This window comes from Methylophilus aquaticus (assembly GCF_030769565.1).
Lineage (GTDB): Bacteria > Pseudomonadota > Gammaproteobacteria > Burkholderiales > Methylophilaceae > Methylophilus > Methylophilus aquaticus.
Map to the genome: position 1 here is coordinate 129771 of NZ_JAVCAP010000021.1, position 20210 is coordinate 149980.

General features: G+C 47.0%; 18 protein-coding genes. 5 read left to right on the forward strand and 13 right to left on the reverse strand.

Annotated elements, in window-relative coordinates:
* The first annotated feature begins 89 nt into the window (after positions 1-89).
* Both Q9291_RS10595 and Q9291_RS10600 read left to right on the forward strand, forming a co-directional pair.
* On the forward strand, positions 90-605 hold the full coding sequence (locus Q9291_RS10595) for a BON domain-containing protein (protein WP_306390019.1): 516 nt from the start codon (positions 90-92) through the stop codon (positions 603-605).
* 250 nt (positions 606-855) lie between these two features.
* Complete coding sequence (locus tag Q9291_RS10600; protein WP_306390020.1) at positions 856-1269, forward strand: BON domain-containing protein; 414 nt, start codon at positions 856-858, stop codon at positions 1267-1269.
* A 48-nt stretch (positions 1270-1317) separates the two neighbouring features.
* Here Q9291_RS10600 and Q9291_RS10605 read toward each other — a convergent pair whose 3' ends face one another.
* From Q9291_RS10605 to Q9291_RS10630, 6 genes are all read right to left on the reverse strand, one after another.
* Positions 1318-1845 (reverse strand): lipocalin family protein, encoded by a 528-nt coding sequence (locus Q9291_RS10605; RefSeq protein WP_306390021.1) that lies wholly within the window; start codon positions 1843-1845, stop codon positions 1318-1320.
* 205 nt (positions 1846-2050) lie between these two features.
* The gene (locus Q9291_RS10610) at positions 2051-3013 is read right to left on the reverse strand and encodes a GGDEF domain-containing protein (RefSeq protein ID WP_306390022.1); all 963 of its coding nucleotides are present in this window, start codon (positions 3011-3013) and stop codon (positions 2051-2053) included.
* 474 nt (positions 3014-3487) lie between these two features.
* Positions 3488-3949, reverse strand: coding sequence for a YaiI/YqxD family protein (locus Q9291_RS10615; protein WP_306390023.1), 462 nt, complete (start codon positions 3947-3949; stop codon positions 3488-3490).
* Entirely contained in the window at positions 3949-5475 is a 1527-nt protein-coding gene (locus Q9291_RS10620) for a DEAD/DEAH box helicase (protein WP_306390024.1), read from the reverse strand. The genes Q9291_RS10615 and Q9291_RS10620 overlap by 1 nt, the downstream gene beginning before the upstream one ends.
* Positions 5476-5778: 303 nt before the next feature.
* The gene (gene sugE / locus Q9291_RS10625; protein WP_306390025.1) at positions 5779-6099 is read right to left on the reverse strand and encodes a quaternary ammonium compound efflux SMR transporter SugE; all 321 of its coding nucleotides are present in this window, start codon (positions 6097-6099) and stop codon (positions 5779-5781) included.
* 193 nt (positions 6100-6292) lie between these two features.
* Positions 6293-7003 (reverse strand): pseudouridine synthase, encoded by a 711-nt coding sequence (locus Q9291_RS10630; RefSeq protein WP_306390026.1) that lies wholly within the window; start codon positions 7001-7003, stop codon positions 6293-6295.
* 71 nt (positions 7004-7074) lie between these two features.
* Between Q9291_RS10630 and Q9291_RS10635 the strand changes: the two genes are divergently transcribed.
* A complete protein-coding gene (locus tag Q9291_RS10635; protein WP_306390027.1) occupies positions 7075-7875 on the forward strand; it encodes a TrmH family RNA methyltransferase in 801 nt (266 codons plus the stop codon).
* Here the strand turns inward: Q9291_RS10635 and hslO are convergent.
* From hslO to Q9291_RS10655, 4 genes are all read right to left on the reverse strand, one after another.
* Positions 7872-8744, reverse strand: a complete 873-nt coding sequence (gene hslO, locus Q9291_RS10640; RefSeq protein ID WP_306390028.1) for an Hsp33 family molecular chaperone HslO — start codon at positions 8742-8744, stop codon at positions 7872-7874. The two genes, Q9291_RS10635 and hslO, sit on opposite strands and share 4 nt — an antisense overlap.
* 91 nt (positions 8745-8835) lie before the next feature.
* On the reverse strand, positions 8836-11016 hold the full coding sequence (locus Q9291_RS10645; protein ID WP_306390029.1) for a TonB-dependent receptor: 2181 nt from the start codon (positions 11014-11016) through the stop codon (positions 8836-8838).
* Between the two features lie 110 nt (positions 11017-11126).
* Complete coding sequence (gluQRS, locus tag Q9291_RS10650; RefSeq protein ID WP_306390030.1) at positions 11127-12008, reverse strand: tRNA glutamyl-Q(34) synthetase GluQRS; 882 nt, start codon at positions 12006-12008, stop codon at positions 11127-11129.
* On the reverse strand, positions 12005-12313 hold the full coding sequence (locus tag Q9291_RS10655) for a DUF3301 domain-containing protein (protein WP_306390031.1): 309 nt from the start codon (positions 12311-12313) through the stop codon (positions 12005-12007). The genes gluQRS and Q9291_RS10655 overlap by 4 nt, the downstream gene beginning before the upstream one ends.
* A gap of 100 nt (positions 12314-12413) precedes the next feature.
* Here Q9291_RS10655 and Q9291_RS10660 point away from each other — a divergent pair, with 100 nt between their 5' ends.
* Entirely contained in the window at positions 12414-13118 is a 705-nt protein-coding gene (locus Q9291_RS10660; protein WP_306390032.1) for a hypothetical protein, read from the forward strand.
* A 291-nt stretch (positions 13119-13409) separates the two neighbouring features.
* A complete protein-coding gene (locus Q9291_RS10665; RefSeq protein ID WP_306390033.1) occupies positions 13410-14600 on the forward strand; it encodes an ammonium transporter in 1191 nt (396 codons plus the stop codon).
* Between the two features lie 121 nt (positions 14601-14721).
* Here the strand turns inward: Q9291_RS10665 and Q9291_RS10670 are convergent, their stop codons facing one another.
* From Q9291_RS10670 to Q9291_RS10680, 3 genes are read right to left on the reverse strand one after another with little or no spacing between them, the layout of a single operon-like run.
* A complete protein-coding gene (locus tag Q9291_RS10670) occupies positions 14722-18078 on the reverse strand; it encodes an SNF2-related protein (RefSeq protein ID WP_306390034.1) in 3357 nt (1118 codons plus the stop codon).
* Positions 18062-19495 carry an EH signature domain-containing protein gene (locus tag Q9291_RS10675; protein WP_306390035.1) on the reverse strand — a complete coding sequence of 478 codons (1434 nt, stop codon included), beginning with the start codon at positions 19493-19495 and terminating at the stop codon, positions 18062-18064. The genes Q9291_RS10670 and Q9291_RS10675 overlap by 17 nt, the downstream gene beginning before the upstream one ends.
* Positions 19479-20207 carry an OmpA family protein gene (locus tag Q9291_RS10680; RefSeq protein WP_306390036.1) on the reverse strand — a complete coding sequence of 243 codons (729 nt, stop codon included), beginning with the start codon at positions 20205-20207 and terminating at the stop codon, positions 19479-19481. The genes Q9291_RS10675 and Q9291_RS10680 overlap by 17 nt, the downstream gene beginning before the upstream one ends.
* Positions 20208-20210 lie beyond the last annotated feature (3 nt).

The following is a 20210-nucleotide window of genomic DNA, read 5'->3' on the forward strand; positions in this document are numbered from 1 at the left end:
ACTGTCCTGTTTCTCTCCCTCCGCTACCATGAATCCCACATGACAACATAAATGTTATGTGATTCAGAGCGTATAAAAAGGAGACGCAAATGACAATGACAACACTTAAACAAGCGGCAATCTTTGGAGGTCTGTTAATTACCACCATCACATTGAATGCATTCGCATTCGATCTTGATGAAGTGCAGAATGGAGATAAACCATTCTTGAGCGAATTCAACGCACTCGATAAAAATGCTAATCAGACTCTTAATTGGTCTGAGGCAAAGTCAGACAAGGCATTAAAACAACAAGATTTTAAAGCATTTGATAGTGACAAGGATGGTAGTCTGAATTATGAGGAATATGCCGAACTGAAAACCCAGACGGGCCAGAAAGCATTCAAGACTACCATGTCTGATAGCTGGATTACCACTAAAGTCAAAGCACGTTTGATGGAAGAAGAGTCACTAAAGTCCCTTAAAATCAGTGTGGAAACCCATCAGGGTGAGGTTCTGATCAGTGGTTTTGTGGCTGACCCCACCTTGAAAAGCAAGGCCGAACAGTTAGTGGCCGGTGTTGCAGGGGTTAAGTCCGTTAAAAACGCTATTGTAGTAAAAGGCTAGCAAAAACACCCCCTCGCAAGCCACACTTTCTCCCATTGTCGTGGCTTGCTTTTTTTATTACCAGAGAGAATGGAAATTCGCCGGGAGTTGTATCACATAACAGTGTTGCAAGCAGTTTTCAGGCTCTCGACTATACGATTCTGTAATGCACCTCATGCCATGTAAGAGACTGTGTAGAGGTTAAACACAAATTAAACACTTGGTTAAGTCTGCAGAGTTAAATTCTATCGTTAAACTGAAAGGAAACATCATGAAAAAGATTAACCATTATGTCGTCGGGTTTACCATGATCGCCGCATTGATGTCCGTTAACACCGATGTTCTGGCCGCAAGTGATGCGCAGTATCACTTTTTGCCTACCGATACTGTTGTCAGTAACGTTAAAACCACTTTGGAGAGTCATGGCATAGATGCTTCAACTATCACTATTGATTCTGATACCGAAGGTGTTGTGAAGTTAAGTGGGGAAGTGGCATCCAAGCAGCAGGCCGATATCGTTGCACGTCTTGCAATGCATTCCGAAGGCGTCTATGCCGTGTTGGGAGATTTGCGCTATGACAGTCAGACCGACGGTAACAGCAACGTGTCTGCAACGGTGCCTTCTGGTATTGACCCGGTAATGGAGCATACACCTGCTGAAGCAGACACAACGCAACTAAATTGAACAGAGCAGGAAGGGTTGCGCCCTTCCAGTACCTCGACCAGCCAAGTGTTAGGGATGCTGAGGCATCACGTGTCGACCGGATTCGTACTCAACCTGGTTGGCTTGTTTGATGAAGAGTAGTTGGTCCGTGGCATAGCCGAGTTCTTTGGCTTTAGCCATCAGGTGTTGTTTGATCGGATAAGTCAGTTGCGGAGTACGCGAAAGTATCCACAGGTAATCATTACCACTGCTTACAAGTGCGTAATTGTAGTAGGGTTTGTCGATTTCCAAGAGGTTGTATTCGCCGTAAAATGGCCCAAAGAATGACACCTTAAGCCGTCCGGTTCGGCTGCCATCAGGATTGGGAGGCTCTACAAATTTGGCTTTGCCAATTGCTTCACTCCATTTTTCCGTGGTTGGGTTAAAGCCACGGTTAATGACCTTTAATGTGCCGTCTGCCTCAATGCTGTAATTGGCAGTAACCTGTTCCAAGCCTTTTTCAAAACGGTTATCCAGTCGAGCAATTTCATACCAGGTCCCAATATATTGCTGTGGGTCAAAGCTGTTGATGATGCTTTGCTCGGCATGCGGCGGCATAGGCTTTGTGCATGCACTCAATGCGGCGATGCTCACCAGCGATATTAGTGCAATAATGAAGCGTTTAGTTGCTGAAATATACGCAATTTTTACGAAGTGCATAGTGACGTTTGTGGGCAAGTTCATCGGTTAGAAAGATCAACATTGATAACGGGTTAAATGCAGGCGAACATGGACAAAATATTCACCGCGCTTTATTACGGGCTTAACATGGCATTGATTTTTTTAACTGATACATAACGGTATCTCCAGCCATGATGAGTTGTTCAATATTTTCAGGTTGTTCAGGTTTGAATTCAACGACTCCTGGAGCAAACAGAATATCATAAGGCTGCTCTTTTTCAGCTTTCAGTGTGATCAGGCGATGGCTTAAGCGCTGAATATAAATATCTGCTTCTTTGATAGTTGTATTGGCGAGCAGGATGACAAATTCGTCTCCACCAAGTCTGGCAAAAATATCCGAATTGCGGCCTATTTTCTTCATCGCCTGAGCAAACGTTTGCAAGGCGCGGTCTCCCTCATCGTGTCCATAAGTATCGTTGATGGTTTTGAACTGATTCAGGTCCATGAAAATCAGCGTTGCTGGTATATGGTGCCTGGTAAAGTAGCTCAGGTATTTCTCCGCCAGCATAATGAAGCTACGTCGATTACTCAGTTGGGTTAACTCATCGATGGCGGCTAATTCAATCGCTGTCAGTTCACCTTCGACCATCTGTGCCAGATCATTCAAGTCTTGCAAGTCTTGGCTATTAAAAACTCTTGGTTGATGATCAATCAGGCACAGCGTGCCGATTTTAAATCCCTGCATGGTACATATTGGCCTGCCAGCATAAAAGCGGATATGCGGCTTGCCTGTGACGAGCGGATTGTCAGAAAAACGCACGTCTGCCAGGGTATCCGGGATAACGAGTGTATCGTCTCCAAGTATGGCATGCCCGCAGAATGAGATGTCACGCGCTGTTTCGCCGACCGATAGCCCCATGCCGGATTTGAACCATTGGCGGTTTTCATCCACCAGACTGACCAAGGCGACTGGTACATTAAACATACGCATAGCGATGCGTGTCAAACGGTCAAAACGCTCTTCAGAACAGGTATCCAGAATGTCTAGCGAACGGAGTGCATGTAAGCGACTTTTTTCATTTTCAGGTATTTCAGGTCTCTGCAAACTCAGTGCTCCAATAACAAGATAGTAAAATATCAGCGCAATTAGCCAAATGCTGGTCGGAGTAGCGCGCAATGGATGTGTAGCGAATGCATTGTAAAAACAGCACTTCTTGATATGACTATACATCAGGCAAAAAAAAGCCAGCACTTGGCTGACCTGGAAAATTGCGTGCTTATAAGGAATAAGCGATGCGCGGCAAATATTAACACGAATTTAATTGTCTTGGTATTGATTATTTGGAATAGTTTGAGCGCGCGTGAACCCCTATCCTGAGATGGTTTTTATCGGCAATTTACCGCTGACATGTACGCGCAGAAACTTCTCCTTACATATCAACTATATGCAGCGGCTAAATTTTTTAATCGTGACAAGGCTAGCTTAGCAATTTGAATGATTAGAGGCACCCATATCGAAGCTTGCCTGCCTTGAATCTCTTGCACGTATCACTATGTGTTCAGCGCAAACTGCAACCGCTTATTGCTTTTCAGGGACAATGTGACGGGCTAGAAAGCGATCCAGTTGACCAGCAAACAGTTGTCGGTCGCCAAGTTGAAGAGGGCCAGGGCCAGGGGTTTCGATGCCCGCAGCCCGCAACTCGGTCATCAAATCGCGCATGGACAAACGTTCTTGAATATTTTCAGACGAGTAAAAATCGCCTCTTGGATTCAAGGCATACGCTTTTTTTTCGATGACTTGTGCCGCCAGCGGGATATCTGCTGTGATAACCAGATCTCCCTGATTGAGTAGAGCAACGATGGTACGGTCAGCGACATCCGCTCCTTGAGCGATTTGCATGGCGCGCAAATAAGGTGAGGGCGGTACATACATCAACTGATTGGCAACCAATGTGGTGAGTGTGGATGTTCGCTGCGCTGCCCTGAAAATAATTTCCTTAATCACCACAGGGCAAGCATCGGCATCCACCCAGATTTGCATCAGCGATTTCCTGAGCTCTGGCCACGTGGTTTAGTCTGATGTGCAGCGGGCCTGGGGCTAAACAGGGCACCTTTTGCCGGTGCTCCACGCGCGCCGGATGGCGGCGTATGATTGGCTGATGCGGCTGGTTGCGGTGAGGATGGTCTGGATTGAGGCTGATTCGGTTGTGTCCGCCCTTGCTGTGGCTGGCGTGGAGCAGATGCCGTGCTTGCGGCAGCCGGTGACCCCGCACGCGCAGATGGCTTGCCTTGACGGTTCTGGTGCGCATTAACGGCTTTGCCCTGTGCCGCTTTGCCATGATTGCCTTGTCTGCCCTGGTTGGGCGCACGCGGCGGTCTGTCAGGATCCGCTTCAACATGGGTCGGTGGGGTAAAGTCAGCCACGTGTACCTTGTTGATTTCAAGTTTGATGAGCTTTTCAATGTCTTTCAGCAGCTTGAGTTCTTCACGGTCAACCAGCGAAATGGCAGCGCCAGTGCTGCCCGCTCTGCCGGTTCGACCAATTCGGTGTACATAGTCTTCAGGCACATTCGGCAGTTCAAAATTAACCACTTGCGGCAGTTGATCAATATCCAGGCCGCGTGCGGCAATGTCGGTAGCAACCAGCGCAGTGATGCCGCCTGACTTGAATTCGGCGAGCGCTTGCGTTCGTGCATTCTGGCTTTTGTTGCCATGGATAGCCATGGCAGTGATACCATCTTTGACCAGTTTTTCTGCAAGCCGATTGGCCCCATGTTTGGTGCGGGTAAAAATCAGCACTTGCTGCCACTGGCGGCTGCGGATCAAATGGCTGAGCAAATCACGTTTGAGCGACTGAGACACCATATGCACGCTTTGTTCGATCAATGCATTGGAGGTGTTGCGTCGTGCCACTTCCACCAGATCGGGTTTGTTGAGCAGGGTATCTGCCAGTTGTTTGATTTCATCGGAGAATGTGGCTGAAAACAGCAGGTTCTGGCGTTGCTTGGGTAGTTTGGCCAGAATTTTTTTAATATCGTGGATAAAACCCATATCCAGCATGCGGTCAGCTTCATCCAGCACCAGAATCTCAATGCCTGACAAGTCGAGGACTTTTTGTTCCACCAGGTCCAGCAAGCGGCCTGGGGTGGCGACCAGAATATCGATTGGCTTGCTTAAACGGTTAATTTGCGGGTTGATGCCCACGCCGCCAAATACCACCATGCTTTTAATGGGCAGATATTTGCCATAGGTGGTGACGGATTCACCAATTTGTGCGGCCAGCTCACGCGTGGGCGAAAGTATCAGGCAGCGTGGTTTGCCTTTGCCCTGGTTAGCCAGCGGAGAGCCCGAAAGGATGTGTAAAATCGGCAGGGTAAAGCCTGCAGTTTTGCCAGTGCCAGTTTGGGCACCGGCCAGCAAATCACCCCCACGCAAGACGTAAGGAATGGCTTGTGCTTGTATCGGTGTCGGTGTCGTGTAGCCAGCTTCGGTAATGGCGCGCAGCAATGGCGCGCTCAGGTTTAAATCAGTGAATGAAATACCGGGTGTCGTGTTTTCTGTAGACAAAATAAGGTCAGCTTTCGGTCGTACATCGTGGCTTTGATAGCGCAATGATGTACGGCATTAGGATCATGGGGTGTTGGTCTGTTGCCATGCGGCAACACCAATCGGGACTAACAGGCGCCTGGCAGGTGAATGCGTGTCACACATCATGCACCCGCCATTGATAGATTAAAGAGTAGCCGCTGCGGCGATTGGTTTAACGCAGGGTGAAATGCATTATACGCGGTTTTCTTTGTTTTCTGTGGTCATGCTTCTGGTTGCCTGAGCACCGCCAGGCGTTAGCCAGCATTGAAGTCAACGCCTGATTCAGTGACTACTGGCCAGCTTCAGGCCAATAATGCCAGCAATAATCAAGAGCAGGCTGACAATACGCAAGGGCGAAGTCGACTCGTCAAATAGCCACATGCCCAGCAATACGGTGCCTACCGCGCCTATGCCTACCCATACCGCGTAAGCGGTGCCCACTGGCAGAGTTCTCACACACAGCCCGAGCAACCATACGCTGATCACCATGGCGACGATGGTCCAGAATGAAGGCCAAAACCGGCTGAAACCCTCGGTATATTTGAGTCCAATCGCCCAGGCTGTTTCAAACAGGCCGGCAATAATCAGTACTAACCAGGTCATGCGTTGTCCTTATCATGCATTCTGCACACTCAAAACAGTGGCTGGGTGTTGCTATTATGCGGTATCCGGCAAACGAGCGGCTTGCGTTAAATAACGAATGGTGAGCGTGCAGGATACATGGTTTAATTTTTAAATCATCAGTGCGGTTAGGCATTGGCCATATTTGCGCGTGTGTACAAGCATATGCAGGGCTCTATTTTAGACTTGCCAACTCTTCGCTGCTTAACCAGCGCCACTGCCCTGGTTGCAGGTCAGCGGGCAAAGCAATGGTGCCGATGCGAATGCGCTTGAGTGCTTCAACACGGTTACTGATAGCCGCTATCATCCGTTTGACCTGATGGTATTTGCCTTCTGCCAGTGTCATATGTAAAACGAGTGGCGTAATACGGGCAACCTCCAGCGCCGCGATTGTCTGGTCTTCATCAGCCAGTTTTACCCCGGCCAGCAAGGCTTCAATATGTGCATCATCCAGCGGATGTTTACACGTGACCTCATAGACTTTGGGCACATGGTGCTTGGGCGAACTGACTTTGTGGATGAATTGACCATCGTCCGAAATCAGGATCAGTCCGGTGGTGTCCTCGTCAAGCCGACCAATGCATTGCACGTCGCGCTCGACCAGCGGTGCGGGCAATAGGGTGTAAATGGTCGGGTGGAATTGCGTTTTGTGGGTGCATTCATAATGCGCGGGCTTGTGCATCATTAAATAGCTGTGCTCGCGATATTCCCACGCTTCGCCTTGTACCGTGTAATGCAAGTTCTCCAGCGGAAACTTGGCATCGGGGTCGTCACACATGGTGCCGTTCACCGTCACTTCTTCATTTACAATTAGAATGCGGCACATTTTGCGTGTGCCAAAGCCTTGTTTATGCAAGATGCGTTCGAGGTCGAGTGTTTTAGCCATGGCGAGATTATACGCGATTCCGACGCCACTTTTTTTGGCCGACAAGCCAGGGCTTGGCGTAAAATAGCTGTATGGCTTTCAAACACATCACCTCACGCGATAATCCTGTTTATAAACACCTGCGCAAACTGGCAGACAATGCCCGCGAACGTAAAAAATCCGGGCTGACCCTGCTCGAAGGGGTGCATCTGATCGAAGCCTACTGGCAAGCCTGTGGTGAGCCGCAGTTGCTGATTATTCCAGAAGGTAAAAGTAGCGCAGAGGCCAGTGCATTAATGCAGCAACTGGTGGATGTGGATACCATGATGGTGCCTACCCTGATGTTTGCTGATCTGGCGCCCGTGGCCAGCAGCAGCGGCATCATGGCGATGGTGGAAACACCCGAATTGGCCGTGCCCACAGCAGTGGATTTCGCCTTGCTGGTCGAGGAAATACAGGATCCGGGTAATTTGGGCAGTATCTTGCGCACGGCGGCGGCGGCCGGTGTGCAAGTGGCCTATTTGTCCAAAGGCTGCACCGATGCCTGGTCACCCAAGGCCTTGCGCGGCGGGCAAGGAGCGCAGCTCATTTTACCGGTAGTGGAAGGCGTGGATGCCGTGGAAATCGCTCGGCAGTTTGCGGGGCAGACATTGGCATTGACCATGGAGGGCGCGTCCCTCTATGCGCAGAACTTATCACAGCCAGTCATGCTAGCCGTGGGCAATGAGGGTGCGGGGTTGTCACCTGCCTTACAGGCCGCGGTGTCGCTATTGGCAACCATCCCAATGGCGCATCATGATACTCTTGCGCTGGAATCGCTTAATGCCGCTGCCGCCACGGCCATTGCCCTGTTTGAATGCCGTCGTCAGCGGACCGCAGCATGCAGTGCCTAGTGCGTTAATGGATGATCGTCATCATCGGTAAATAAGGCCATGGCTTCCTGTTCGTCAATCAGGTAATGCTTATTGCAAAAGTCGCACTGAATTTGCACACTGCCTTGTTCATCCAGAATGCTGCTGACCTCTGCAATCCCCAGCATTTTCAACATGTTGGCCACATTCTCAGGGGAACAACTGCAAAAAGCCCGGATATCACGGCCTGCAAACAGGCGTACATCTTCTTCCGCAAACAGGCGTTGTAACAAAGTGGCGGTATCCAGATGTAATAGTTCTTGTGCTGTCACTGTGCCCGCCAAGTGCTGCACACGGTTCCAGCAATCCAGATCCTGTTCCGTTTGCTGTGGCAACTTTTGCAACAGCAGGCCGGCAGCCTGATCGTTTTCTGCAAACAGCCATAAACGCGTATCAATTTGCTGCGAGCGCAGCATATAGTTTTCCAGCATGGTGGCAATGCTGTCACCTTCCAGCGGCACGATGCCCTGATAAGGCTCGCCGTTTTCCGGCATCAGCGTAATCACCAGCTGGCCCTGCTGCAGCCAGTCGGTCAGGTGCTGACCATGCAGCTCTCCCTGCACTTTGGCCGTAGTGCGAATATCGAGTTGTGAAGTACATTCCACCACCAGTAATTGCAATGCGCCCTGGCTTTGCAGTTGCAAAATCAGCTTGCCTTCCATTTTGAGGGTGGAGGTGAGCAGTACACTGGCTGCTGTAAATTCACCGATCACTTGTTTGAGTGCCGGCGGCAACGATTGATGCTCCAGCGCATTTTGAAGGCTAAGATCAAGATGTACGCAATTGCCGCGTACAGCAGAGTTGTCAAAAATAAACGGGTGAAGGATGTCTTGCGTGTGGTCTGTAGTCATGCCGCCATTTTACCATTGAAGCGCCATTACGTTACCCAAACAAACACGCCCGCGTGCAAGGCAACGCAGGCGTGATGTTCAAACGAAACGCTTAAAAATGGTAATCCAAGGTCGCACGTGCATTCAACGGTGCGCCAGGCGTGATGTTGTTATTGTTGTGCGCATACAGTGCATAATCTTTATTGGTCAGGTTTTCAATATTGATTTGTGCATCCCATTGCGGACTGATTTTGGCAAAAATCGCCGCATCAAAACGGGTATACCCTGGCAACAGGGTGCTTTGGCTGGCAGTTGGCGTGGCAGCATACATTTCAGAGCGGCTGACCATGCCAAGCGCAACGGCCCAGACGTTGTTAATCTGGTATTTGTTCCAGAGCGAGAACGTGCGGGTGGGGGTCATGGCCAGTGCACTGCCTGCGAGAATGGCGCTGTTGCCTGCACCTTGCTGTTTGGTGATCTCACCATCCTGCAGGGTAAATGCCCCCATGATTTGCCACTGCTCAGTGACTTTGCCGGAAGCACCGAGTTCAAGCCCCGTGGTTTCCTGACCATCCAGCAGAATCGAGTTGCCGGTATTGCTTGGGTCTGCGGCCAGTACGTTTTCTCTTTCCAGTTTAAACACGGCGGCAGTCAAGGCCAGGCTGGGGTTGATATCCCATTTGGCACCAATTTCTTTATTGATGAATTTTTCTGGTTTGAATGTCGCATTGTTTACTGTCAGGCCGATTAATTGATCGCCTGCACGCGGCACGTAAGAAGTGCTGTAATTCGCATACACTGAACTGTCTTGTGTTGGCTTGAAAATCAGGCCTGCACGTGGCGAAAGCAGGTTGTCTGAAGTGTTGATTTGGCTGTTGCTAAGCACGTTGGTGTAATCTGTATCAATGTGGTCATGGCGTAGGCCGACCACAGCCTGCCAATGCGGGTTGAATACAATCTGGTCTTGCAAATAGAAGGCCGAGACAGTGAAGTCACTTTTCTGGTTTCTCGAAACCGTCGTAAATGCCACATTGGAGACCGTTGGATTAGCTGCTGAAACTGCACCCGGTGCGCCTTCGCCCCCCGTGGGTGTCAGCCGTTTGTTTTCTGTATTCTGCACTGCAAACTCCGCACCGGCCAACAGTTTGTGTTCAATACTGCCTGTTTTGGCTGTGTAAGTCACATCGGTCTGATTGATCAGATTTTCACGCTTGGTATCATCCCTGTAAGCACCGATGGCAACCGTACCATTGTTCAGCACGGAACCGTTAGCATAGACATTCTGGTAATACTTGTCGTAAAACGCCAGCCGCGTACTGTTTTTAACCTGCACACCATTATCAAATGCATGGGTAATGGCAGCGTTGAAGGCAACAGTTTCTGTTGCAGTAGGGCTCAGACTTGCATTGCCATAAAACTGGTCGTAATCGCCTATTTTATAAGGACGCAAATTCAGCTGGCTATTGCCTGCACCGCGAACTGCAGGCACTCCGCGGTCGGCGGTGCGCTCATCTTTAAAGTACTCGGCACCCACTTCAATCTGCGTTTTGTCACTGGGCTTGATGGTAAATGTTGGGGTAAAGCCATAACGTTTGAGTTCAACACCGTCCCGGTAAGCGTTTGAGTCTTCGTAGACAGCATTCAGGCGGAAAGCGATTTCTTCGGTCAGGCCTTGGCCATAGTCAGCCGCAATGCGACGGTGATCAAAGCTACCATAGCTGACGCTGACATCACGCACCGGATCCCAACCTGCTTTTTTAGTCACGCGGTTAACCACGCCACCTGCGCCACCCCGCCCGAAAATCATGCCGTTGGCACCTTTGAGCACTTCGATGCGGTCCGTGTTGTACAAGTCACGATAAGTTTGAATGTCATCACGCAAGCCATCCACAAACAGGTCGCCCGTGGTCTGGTTGCCGCGCAACACCAGTTGGTCGCGGTTGCCTTCGCCCTGGGCAGCCTGTACGCCAGGTACATAGCGCACGGCATCCGCAATGCTTTGCATGGATTGGTCTTGAATGAAGTCACGGGTAATGACAGTAATTGCCTGCGGCACATTGACCAGCTCTGTATCCGTACGGGTGGCTGAAGTGGAGCGTTTGGCGTTGTAACCTTTGACCGGTTTGGTGTCACTTGTTCTTTTATCGGTAACTTGCACCTCAGGTAGTTCAACAGGAGTGCTTTCTGTCGCCGCTTGCACATTGAGCGTCATCACCGATGAGCCCAAGAGTAAGCCGCATGTTCTCAGCAAAACGGAATAGCTGTATTTAATAATAAAATGTTGTTTTTTCATGCGCATCAATCAATAGTTAAGGTAATAATTATTGCGGCACTATAATACAGGTGAGAATAGTTATCAATACGAATGTGTGGCTGACAATCAAATTAATATTGTTTTTTTGCCTAGGCAGCGCCGTAAGGGCACCAATGGCGAATGGCCCAATCCCAACAATCTGGCAGGCGCTGAAAAACAGGAATTGGCTCGGGAAAACGCCGCAAAAATTGAAATGCATGCAGTAAAGTCGGGATCACATTGTCTGCGGGTAGAGGGTGTGCCAGTGTTTGTTTGCTGAGCTTTTGTCCGTCAGCGTGGGTCACCAGTGGAATATGCGCATAAAGTGGTGTAGTAAAGCCTAATGCGCGTTGCAGACATAGCTGTCGGGGTGTGGAGTGTAATAAGTCTGCACCACGCACCACATGGGTGATGCCTTGTGCTGCATCGTCTACCGTGACCGCCAGTTGGTAGCTAAAGAGATCATCGGCTCTTTTTAAAACAAAGTCGCCAATGTCTGTATCCATCCAGTGCGCAACAGGGCCCTGAATCAGATCTTTAAAGCCGATCTGCACATGGCTGGTTTTCATGCGCCAGGCAGGCGTCACATTCGGTTTGATGGCGTGAGTGCGGCAAGTGCCCGGGTAAATGGCACCTTCTATGCCCTGTAATGTGCTGGAATCTGCAATTTCCTTGCGCGAACAGGTGCATGGGTAAACACTGTCGCTGGCGATCAGGGTGTCAAGCGCTTGCTGGTAGAGTGCATCGCGCTGGCTTTGATAAACAATTTCACTATCCCATTGAAAGCCGTACGTCTGCAAGGTGCTAATAATGTCCTCACTTGCACCGCTCACCCGCCGTGTGAGATCCACATCTTCAATGCGCAACAACCACTGGCCGCCACGGCTTTTGGCATCACAATAACTGGCCACTGCAGCCACCAGAGAGCCAAAATGCAAGGGGCCGGTGGGCGAGGGCGCAAAGCGCCCAACAACGCCGGTGGCTGTGGTCATTGTGTGGCGTAGGGGGGAATATGCCACGCAACCAGCAGGCCGCCACGCAATTGCAAATGCGCTGCCATGCGTTCAACGCCTTGGCTGGACACATCAAAAGTGTATGTGCGCTGCAATTGCACTCTGCCATTACCATCTCTGGCAATACCTAATCGCGAGCAGGCCACCGTTTCGTCCAGAAATTGCAAATGACATCTTTCAGCCAGTTGCCGACCAATCTTGATCGCAATTTCACGTTTGGCAATGCTGTCCATCCAGAACCATGCCAGTGCAATCAACAGCCCTAGCAATATCGTTTCAGCCATGACGTGCGCTCCTCTGTAAACGCAGCCCGTTTTTCATAGTATGATGTTTGAATAGATCAGTTAACATTCTTCTTCCTGTTGTCAAATATGTGTTGCCATCATGAGCCCATCAAGCGAAAACCAAATCAGCCACCATCAGGCCCGCGAGAAAGAAGCCATTCAGGCTTATTATAATTTATTGCACAGCAAAGGCGCTGATGATGAAATCATGGCGCACCGCGATGCACTGTTCGCTGAACTGGTTCCCTTGCTGTCAGGCCAGGAGTGTAACAGTGCTGCTTATCGCACAGCCGTTGACACCTGTTTAAGTGATAAACCGCCACAGCGCTGGCCTGAAATTCTGACCATTATCCGTGAGTTTTACCCATTTTGGCGCAATGATGTCAAAGCTGTGATGCAATACGCAGACACTGTCGGCTTCGAGCTGCATGCCATTGGCTGGCAACCCGCAGTCATCGATTTGCAATCTGTATGGCCAACCTTGCAATCGGAAAAGTTTACAACCTCCGAGCTTTGGGCACTGAATGGTTACAGCAAAGCACTTAAAGAGATGGACCATAAACTGGACATGGAAGTTGAAGTGCGTACCCGCATGGCCAAGCTGATGCTGATTCGCCTGCGGGAAGCACCCATGTCCGAAAAAAATGCATTCCGCATCACGGCAGATGCGACCTTGCCCTTGTTTACACTTAAACATACCCGCCATCTGTTTTTAAACGCCGTTCGTGAATTTTATTACTTTTGGGCCGCGCATCCAGAAGCTGCGGCCATGCTCAGGCAAATTCAACCCCCGGAAATCATGTAACGTTGACGCTGGTCATTGCGCCACACTTCTTTTGAACGACTTAGCGGTTTGGCCGCGCCGATTTTAATTAAATGACGGTGATTTTGCACCATAAAAGTGCAATGCACTTTTATATGATCATTATCGGTGCAAAGTTAACTGCTATGAAAATAAAAATCCTTTAAAAACAATTAATTAACTATGGCTTGAATATTGCTTTTAAAATCCGAATTTTAAAAAGGCGCGTTTCCAGAAGTAAAACTCTTGAACAAAAGCGTCAGTTTTCATAAAAATGATTATTTGGAGAGCGAAATGGAAGCATTAATCTCGGCAAATGATGTGCTGTTTGTATTGTTGGGCGCCATTATGGTGCTTGCAATGCACGCCGGCTTTGCCTTTTTGGAAGTGGGTACCGTCCGTCAAAAAAACCAGGTGAACGCGCTGGTTAAAATCATGGTGGATTTCTGTGTTTCAACCATTGCCTATTTTTTTATTGGATACAGCATTGCCTACGGCATCAATTTTTTCAGCGGTGCTCAAGTGCTTGCTGCAAAAAATGGTTATGATCTGGTCAAATTCTTTTTTCTGTTAACCTTTGCCGCAGCCATTCCGGCCATTGTCTCAGGTGGCATTGCAGAGCGTGCAAAATTCAACCCGCAGCTGGCAGCAACATTCTTGCTGGTCGGCTTTGTCTATCCTTTTTTTGAAGGCATTGCCTGGAATGCCCATTTCGGCTTTCAGGATTGGGTAAAAGCCACTTACGGCGCCAACTTTCACGACTTTGCCGGTTCGGTAGTGGTGCATGCCATGGGCGGCTGGATTGCCTTGCCTGCGGTCATACTGCTGGGCGCACGTAATGGCCGCTATACCAAAGATGGCCGTTTGCATGCGTATCCGCCTTCCAATATTCCCTTCCTCGCCCTAGGTGCATGGATACTCACCGTCGGCTGGTTCGGCTTTAACGTGATGTCCGCGCAATCTATTCAAGGCATATCCGGTCTGGTTGCCGTCAATTCTCTGATGGCGCTGGTAGGTGGCACGCTTGCCGCATTGCTACTGGGTAAAAATGATCCGGGCTTTGTGCATAATGGACCATTGGCTGGCCTTGTCGCTGTGTGTGCAGGTTCTGATGTCATGCATCCACTGGGCGCACTCGCGACCGGCGTCATCGCAGGAAGCCTGTTTGTCTGGGCGTTTACCCTCACACAAAATCGCCTCAAAATCGATGATGTACTGGGTGTCTGGCCGTTACACGGCTTATGCGGCGCTTGGGGTGGTATTGCCGCTGGGATTTTTGGCGCGACCAGCCTGGGTGGCATGGGCGGCGTCAGCCTGATGAGCCAGCTGTCAGGTACCGCATTGGGTGTAGTGATCGCTTTGGTGGGCGGCACCATTGTTTACGGCCTGTTGAAAAAACTGGTAGGTATCCGCCTCGATGCTGAGTCAGAGTTTGATGGTGCGGATTTGAGTATCCATAAAATCCCCTCGGTGTCCGGGGATTAAAGCCTATCAGTGTATGGTTTGATTTAAGATAATTAAGTCTTTCTAGGATCATCTAATAAAAATCTGCCATGTTCACAAATGGCAGGTTTTTTTTATTTCATAGTAAAAGGATTAGATAGTGTTAATCTAAAATCTTAAATATCATTTCAGGCATGAGGCCTTTTTGAGCATGCAAACAAAAATTATCGTTTGAATAATCGTTCCAGCACTTATCAGCACTTGTTAACCTTGTTGCATTTGTAATGCCAATTTTTTTTACTGAGTTATATCTATCGCATTGATAGTTTTTAAAAGCGCGCTCTAAATCTTTACTAAACTCATTCGTTTTACCAGCGTCACTGACATGCTTGCATTGAATAATGGCTACAATACACCCATCAATTGATTCGACAATCAAATCAGCACCACCATCCCATGATTTTGGAGTCTTTCTTACAATGTAACCAAAAAGCTCTGAATTGTTCCGCAGCCTATCATAGACAAACTGCTCGTACTCTTGACCAGAGAAAAGGTAACTATCATCCAAACTTGATTGTGAATCAATATCTAAACCAAAAGTTTGTTGAAATAGACCGTCAAGCATTTCACCCTCGTTCGGAGGCGCAATAAGTACTTTTTTGCTTAACTCGCGTCTCTTTGAAAGCAAACTATTTAGATTATGGTCAAAGCATTTGTCTGGAAATTCTGGATGAATTGCTAACAAGTAATACACATGAACGTCTGATTTTTGACCAATACGATAAATACGGTCAGTCGCTTGATCTTCAACAGCAGGATTCCACCAGCGGGTTAAATGAATAACATGATTTGCAGCAGTCAGAGTTAAACCAACCCCACCAGCTCTAGGTGACAAAAGCATCACATCAAAAACACCTGTTTCCGATTGAAACTTATCAACTCTTGCCTGCCTGGCACCCGAGTCAACTTGACCATTTATGACCATTGGTAGCTCGTTTAACTGATACCTAGCTCTAAGCATGTTTCGTAAAAAATCTGGGCTATGCCACTCGTTATACTCAACAAAAATAAGCGCTTTTTCTTTCTTTTCAGCGACTTTATCCAAAATCTCAAAACACAATTTCAACCGTGCAGAGCTTTCAATAAAAGCATCATCACTTGAATAATGTTTAATTTTTTTATAATCCGGATGAAGTGAATATGCTCTTAGCTTATGAAGAGACTCGAGCATGGCGCCCTTTCTCTTTTCTGAATTACGCAATTGATGGATTACGTCACTATAAGCGGCAGCCTGCTCTGCGGGCATCGTCAATTTATGTTCATGTACGTACTTCACTGGCAAGCCTGGCAACTCATCCTGTTTCATGCGTCTAAGCATAAATGCAGGCGCATTGTTTACAGGCTTAATCAATCCATCTTGCAACTCTTGCAATCGTTGCATGGCTAAATCGCCACCATCAATCATTACTTTTTCATACTTTTTGCTAAACTCTTTTATAGAGCCGAGCAAGCCAGGTTGCAAGATATCAGTAATCGCCCATAAATCAGCAAGTCTGTTTTCTACAGGTGTGCCTGTCATCCCTAACCAAAAGTCACAATTTAAACTGGATGCAGCCGTGTAATTTTGAATGCCGGGATTTTTCAATTTTTGCATTTCATCAAAAATGACAGCAGTGAAGCTAACAGCGCTAAAGCTTGTTTGATAACGTGTTAACGTGTCATAAGTGGTCAACACCAATCCAGCATTTTTCAACTTTTGCACATTTAATGCATTACCAATTCGAACTCTATTCAACTCATGTCCGTAAACTCGTTGCAATATGCCTAAATCCTGTAAAAGGTGGATTTCAATTTCGGCTTCCCAATTTTTTAACAACCCGGTTGGGGCAACGATAAGCAAAGGTTTTTCTGGTAGCTCTTTATTCTCAATACCAGTTCTTAACCAAGCGAGAAACATCAGTGATTGGAAAGTTTTACCAAGCCCCATATCATCGGCTAACAAAACACCTCTTGAACCCGCACGGTAATGACTATAAAGCCAATTCAGAGCCTCTATTTGGTGCGGCTTAGGTTGAGACCTGACGATATGAGGTATACCAACTTCAGAAGGTACTGCATTACGCGGCACTCTTAAAACTGAAAACTCAACACTCTCCAAATTTTCTTTAACCAACATAACTGAGTTGCATGTACCTGCCACTTGAACTGGTGGTTCGTTTGACCGTGTATTAAGTGTCGGTTTTGCAGGTAACAAAGCCCTCAAAGATGACTTGGTATTGTCCGTAACGGGTATTTGTAAACCATTAAATTCAATTGTCTTAAGTCCTACGTTCTCTCCTTTTTCCACTTCGAGTAATAAACGCTCAATCTCTTCTGTTTTCAACTCAATTCTTTTACCCGCAATATCAATTCCTTTAGGTAAGTCTGGTAACTCATGACTAGGTATCCAATCATTTGGCGGTATTTGCACCCAAGGAATTACTTTAGCTGACCATTCACCAATCCCAACAACCCTGTCAGAAAAAATACTTTCAAGCTGAACTTCATCTATTTCACCTTCCAGCGCTTCGGCCAAGGCTGCTTTTGGGTTTTTTAGGAAATTTTCCTTTTCAGCACTGCTTGCATGTTGAATCCGATGCACAACTTTTAAAGTCCGATTGAGCGACTCACTCAACATCAGATATTTTCCAACGCCCAAGCTGTAATAAGGCAACAGTTGTGTGCTGTTACTAAAATACTCGGCATATCTATTCTGTTCACTTGGTGGCAGTATGCTTTCAAAAACCGGGGTATCAGACGCATGCTCTACGTGTCTTAACAACACAGGTTGTATCTGGTATGAGTTACCGTCAGGAACGGCTTCTAGACGAAATGCATTGGCAAAGTAAAGCTTAAGGTTGGCAATTTCATTTGAGGGATTAAACTTAATTTGCTCTTCTACTGGCAGCAAAGCTTTCAAAGACTGCATTTGCTCAAGCACAAGCAAGCGTGCGTGTGTATCTTCTGCAGAATCAAAGGTTTTTTGAATACTATCTAGCGATTGAGCAATTTTCCAAGCGTGTGTTGTTAAAAGATATTTTTCATTCCCTACCCACAAAAAACCTGACTCTCTTTTTGGTCGCGTCATTGTGCGACCATTGCTATGCACCCAATGATATTCAATACTAAATGTTTCTTGATGCAGTAATCCCTTGCTTTCAATATGGATGCCACCAGGAAAATAGGGAGGTAAGTCTAATAGAGTCTGAATAAACTGATCTTGACCTTCGAGGCTGCTCATCAAAATGTCAAAAGGTATTCGAACTTCATCCACCACCTGTAGAGCGTCGGATAAATCATTCATCTTCACAAGGTCAAGCAACCAAATTGCTCCAGAATGTATGGACATTATCCAAGCATCCGTTGGCAAGTAAGACTGACCATTGAATAACTTAAATGAAATTAGCCAGCAATCTTGCAAAACAGACTGCGACTGAAGCTCCAGAGTGGAGATTGTTTTTTTTCTAAATCCGAAAATCACGTTGATACACCTTTACTCCAGTATGTTCATATATAAACTGAGATAATCGGTTTTGCCACAAATAGTTATCACTGCTATGGTGACTAATCCCATCATGAACATGCGAATCAACAATTTGCATTGAAGGGGCTCTTAATAAATCGCCACTGTACTGAAGTTTATATCTTTCAGGACAGAATCTATCATCAACCTTCCAAGCGCGGCATTTACCATCATGACTCCAGTCGGCGAGTACTAAATCACCAATTCTCACAATCAGCACACTGTGATCTTGTCTTGCTGATCCGCTTAATGTTGCTGCGGAAATTTTTTCACCAAAAACTCTACGAGCATAATACTTAGCGTCTACGCCCAAAACCACCCATGCTTCATCGAATGCATCTTTTTTGTAATATGCGTTCCAAAAAGCCTTTCTGTAGCTCCAATGACTATCCTTTGCAACCTGATCAATAATTTCAAAAAATTGATTTAAAGTTTCACCAATTAGCCAGCGAAGCATTATTTTCTTGTATTCAGGCCGAACAGCGTGCCAGTGAGCTCGATCATGCACAGGCAGCCTGAGGTCACTAAAATGCTTCAAAAGCCAATCTCGTACAGCTTTCTGAACTGGCTCTCCCAATTGCTTACCGTTTAACCATGCTGAAATTAATGCTTCAATTAGTTGCGCTTTTCTTTGAGGGAAACGAAGCTTGTCGTCATACACGTGATAACTTTTTACAGCTTGTATCAACTCACTACTTGGACTATCTATTAATCTTTTGAGTAACTGATCACCCACAGCAACCGCAAAGCCAACTTGTGCCAGCTCACCCTCTAATCCAGTTCTTTCTGAAAACAACCGCCATTCATTTTTGCAGTCTATAAACTCATTAACTATCACATCCAATTTTGGGGGGGGTGCAAAAAGTGAATACTGCAATTCGCGTGAATGCCACTTTATAAGTCTGCCTTTTAGTTCTGTAGAATTTATCGCTTCGCTGATTGCAAAGTTTTGTCGCTCTAATGACTCGTGATGAGTACTCAGTTGTTCATAATCTCTTAAATAAACATGAATCAAGCGCCGCCAGTCTCGGGCAGTACCATACCCCTTCAACCATAGAAGATAGTCATTTAAAAAGCTTAAGTCCGAACCCAGCTTGTCCTCACCCATCCAAAGTACATAAGGCGTTAATTTCCAATCTTTAACTAAAATACCCTCATAACTTGCATGCTTAGCTGCATGTGTAAGCCTTTTAAATACACCATCAAGCTCAAAACGTGATGGCTCTTTTGGCGTACCTGTCAGCTGCGATAGTATTGGCGCAACTTTTTGGGAAAAAGTGGGCAAAGTGAATGATTTAACACTTAAATATGTCCTGGCGTAATGTCGAATCGCCCCCTTGGTAAAGGCGATATTTTCGCTATTTTCCAATTGCATTTTTTAACTTTTCAACATCTTTAGGTGTTGGTGAGCGCATAATAAATCTGAGTTCAATACGCCTATTTAGTACATGGTTATTAGGTTGAGAGGGGTCTGCTGGTCGCCTAGCTTGATAGCCACTCACATTCAACACAGGTATGCCAGTTGTGTTTTTAATTCCCTCATTTAGAAAAGGCTCTGCAAAGGTGATTTGCTTAAAAACAGAAATAGCGCGTTGCGCTGATAACAGCCAGTTATGTTCAGCAGAGCCTGTTGAGTCTGTATGACCTTCAATAAAAACTGCATCCAATCCATCTTTACTCGCTAGATTCAGTGCCTCACAAGACTTTTTTTTACTCTCATCACTGGTCACTGAAATGCATGGTAGATACTTGGCTAAAACACCTGCTAATTTTTTAATATTCTCTTCACCTATGTTATTCAACTCAAACTCATTGACCCCAAACAAAATACTTTCAGGCAAACGCAAAACACCTTGCTCAGTATCAATAGCAACCTGTACACCTAAGTCATCCAGCGATTTCTTGATCTCTTTTAGAACTTTGTCTCGTGATTCGTTTAGCTTTGTTACAGAGTCTGCCGCAGCTTTAAAATCATTTGCAACTATCATCAACAAAATAATAAAAATGAAAATGATACCCACAAGCATATCCGTGAAGGAGGCGAAATAACTCTCATCATGCGACTCATCTAAGTGTTGAGTATCCATTTA

Bases quoted from the DNA above. Each gene is read 5' to 3' on its own strand.
- Q9291_RS10635 (WP_306390027.1), top strand. From the start codon at position 7,075: ATGGCTTTCAAACACATCACCTCACGCGATAATCCTGTTTATAAACAC.
- Q9291_RS10660 (WP_306390032.1), top strand. From the start codon at position 12,414: ATGAGCCCATCAAGCGAAAACCAAATCAGCCACCATCAGGCCCGCGAG.
- Q9291_RS10600 (WP_306390020.1), top strand. From the start codon at position 856: ATGAAAAAGATTAACCATTATGTCGTCGGGTTTACCATGATCGCCGCA.
- hslO (WP_306390028.1), bottom strand. From the start codon at position 8,744: ATGACTACAGACCACACGCAAGACATCCTTCACCCGTTTATTTTTGAC.
- Q9291_RS10615 (WP_306390023.1), bottom strand. From the start codon at position 3,949: ATGCAAATCTGGGTGGATGCCGATGCTTGCCCTGTGGTGATTAAGGAA.
- gluQRS (WP_306390030.1), bottom strand. From the start codon at position 12,008: ATGACCACAGCCACCGGCGTTGTTGGGCGCTTTGCGCCCTCGCCCACC.
- Q9291_RS10655 (WP_306390031.1), bottom strand. From the start codon at position 12,313: ATGGCTGAAACGATATTGCTAGGGCTGTTGATTGCACTGGCATGGTTC.
- Q9291_RS10645 (WP_306390029.1), bottom strand. From the start codon at position 11,016: ATGAAAAAACAACATTTTATTATTAAATACAGCTATTCCGTTTTGCTG.
- Q9291_RS10605 (WP_306390021.1), bottom strand. From the start codon at position 1,845: ATGCCGCCGCATGCCGAGCAAAGCATCATCAACAGCTTTGACCCACAG.
- Q9291_RS10675 (WP_306390035.1), bottom strand. From the start codon at position 19,495: ATGCAATTGGAAAATAGCGAAAATATCGCCTTTACCAAGGGGGCGATT.
- Q9291_RS10680 (WP_306390036.1), bottom strand. From the start codon at position 20,207: ATGGATACTCAACACTTAGATGAGTCGCATGATGAGAGTTATTTCGCC.
- sugE (WP_306390025.1), bottom strand. From the start codon at position 6,099: ATGACCTGGTTAGTACTGATTATTGCCGGCCTGTTTGAAACAGCCTGG.
- Q9291_RS10665 (WP_306390033.1), top strand. From the start codon at position 13,410: ATGGAAGCATTAATCTCGGCAAATGATGTGCTGTTTGTATTGTTGGGC.
- Q9291_RS10630 (WP_306390026.1), bottom strand. From the start codon at position 7,003: ATGGCTAAAACACTCGACCTCGAACGCATCTTGCATAAACAAGGCTTT.
- Q9291_RS10595 (WP_306390019.1), top strand. From the start codon at position 90: ATGACAATGACAACACTTAAACAAGCGGCAATCTTTGGAGGTCTGTTA.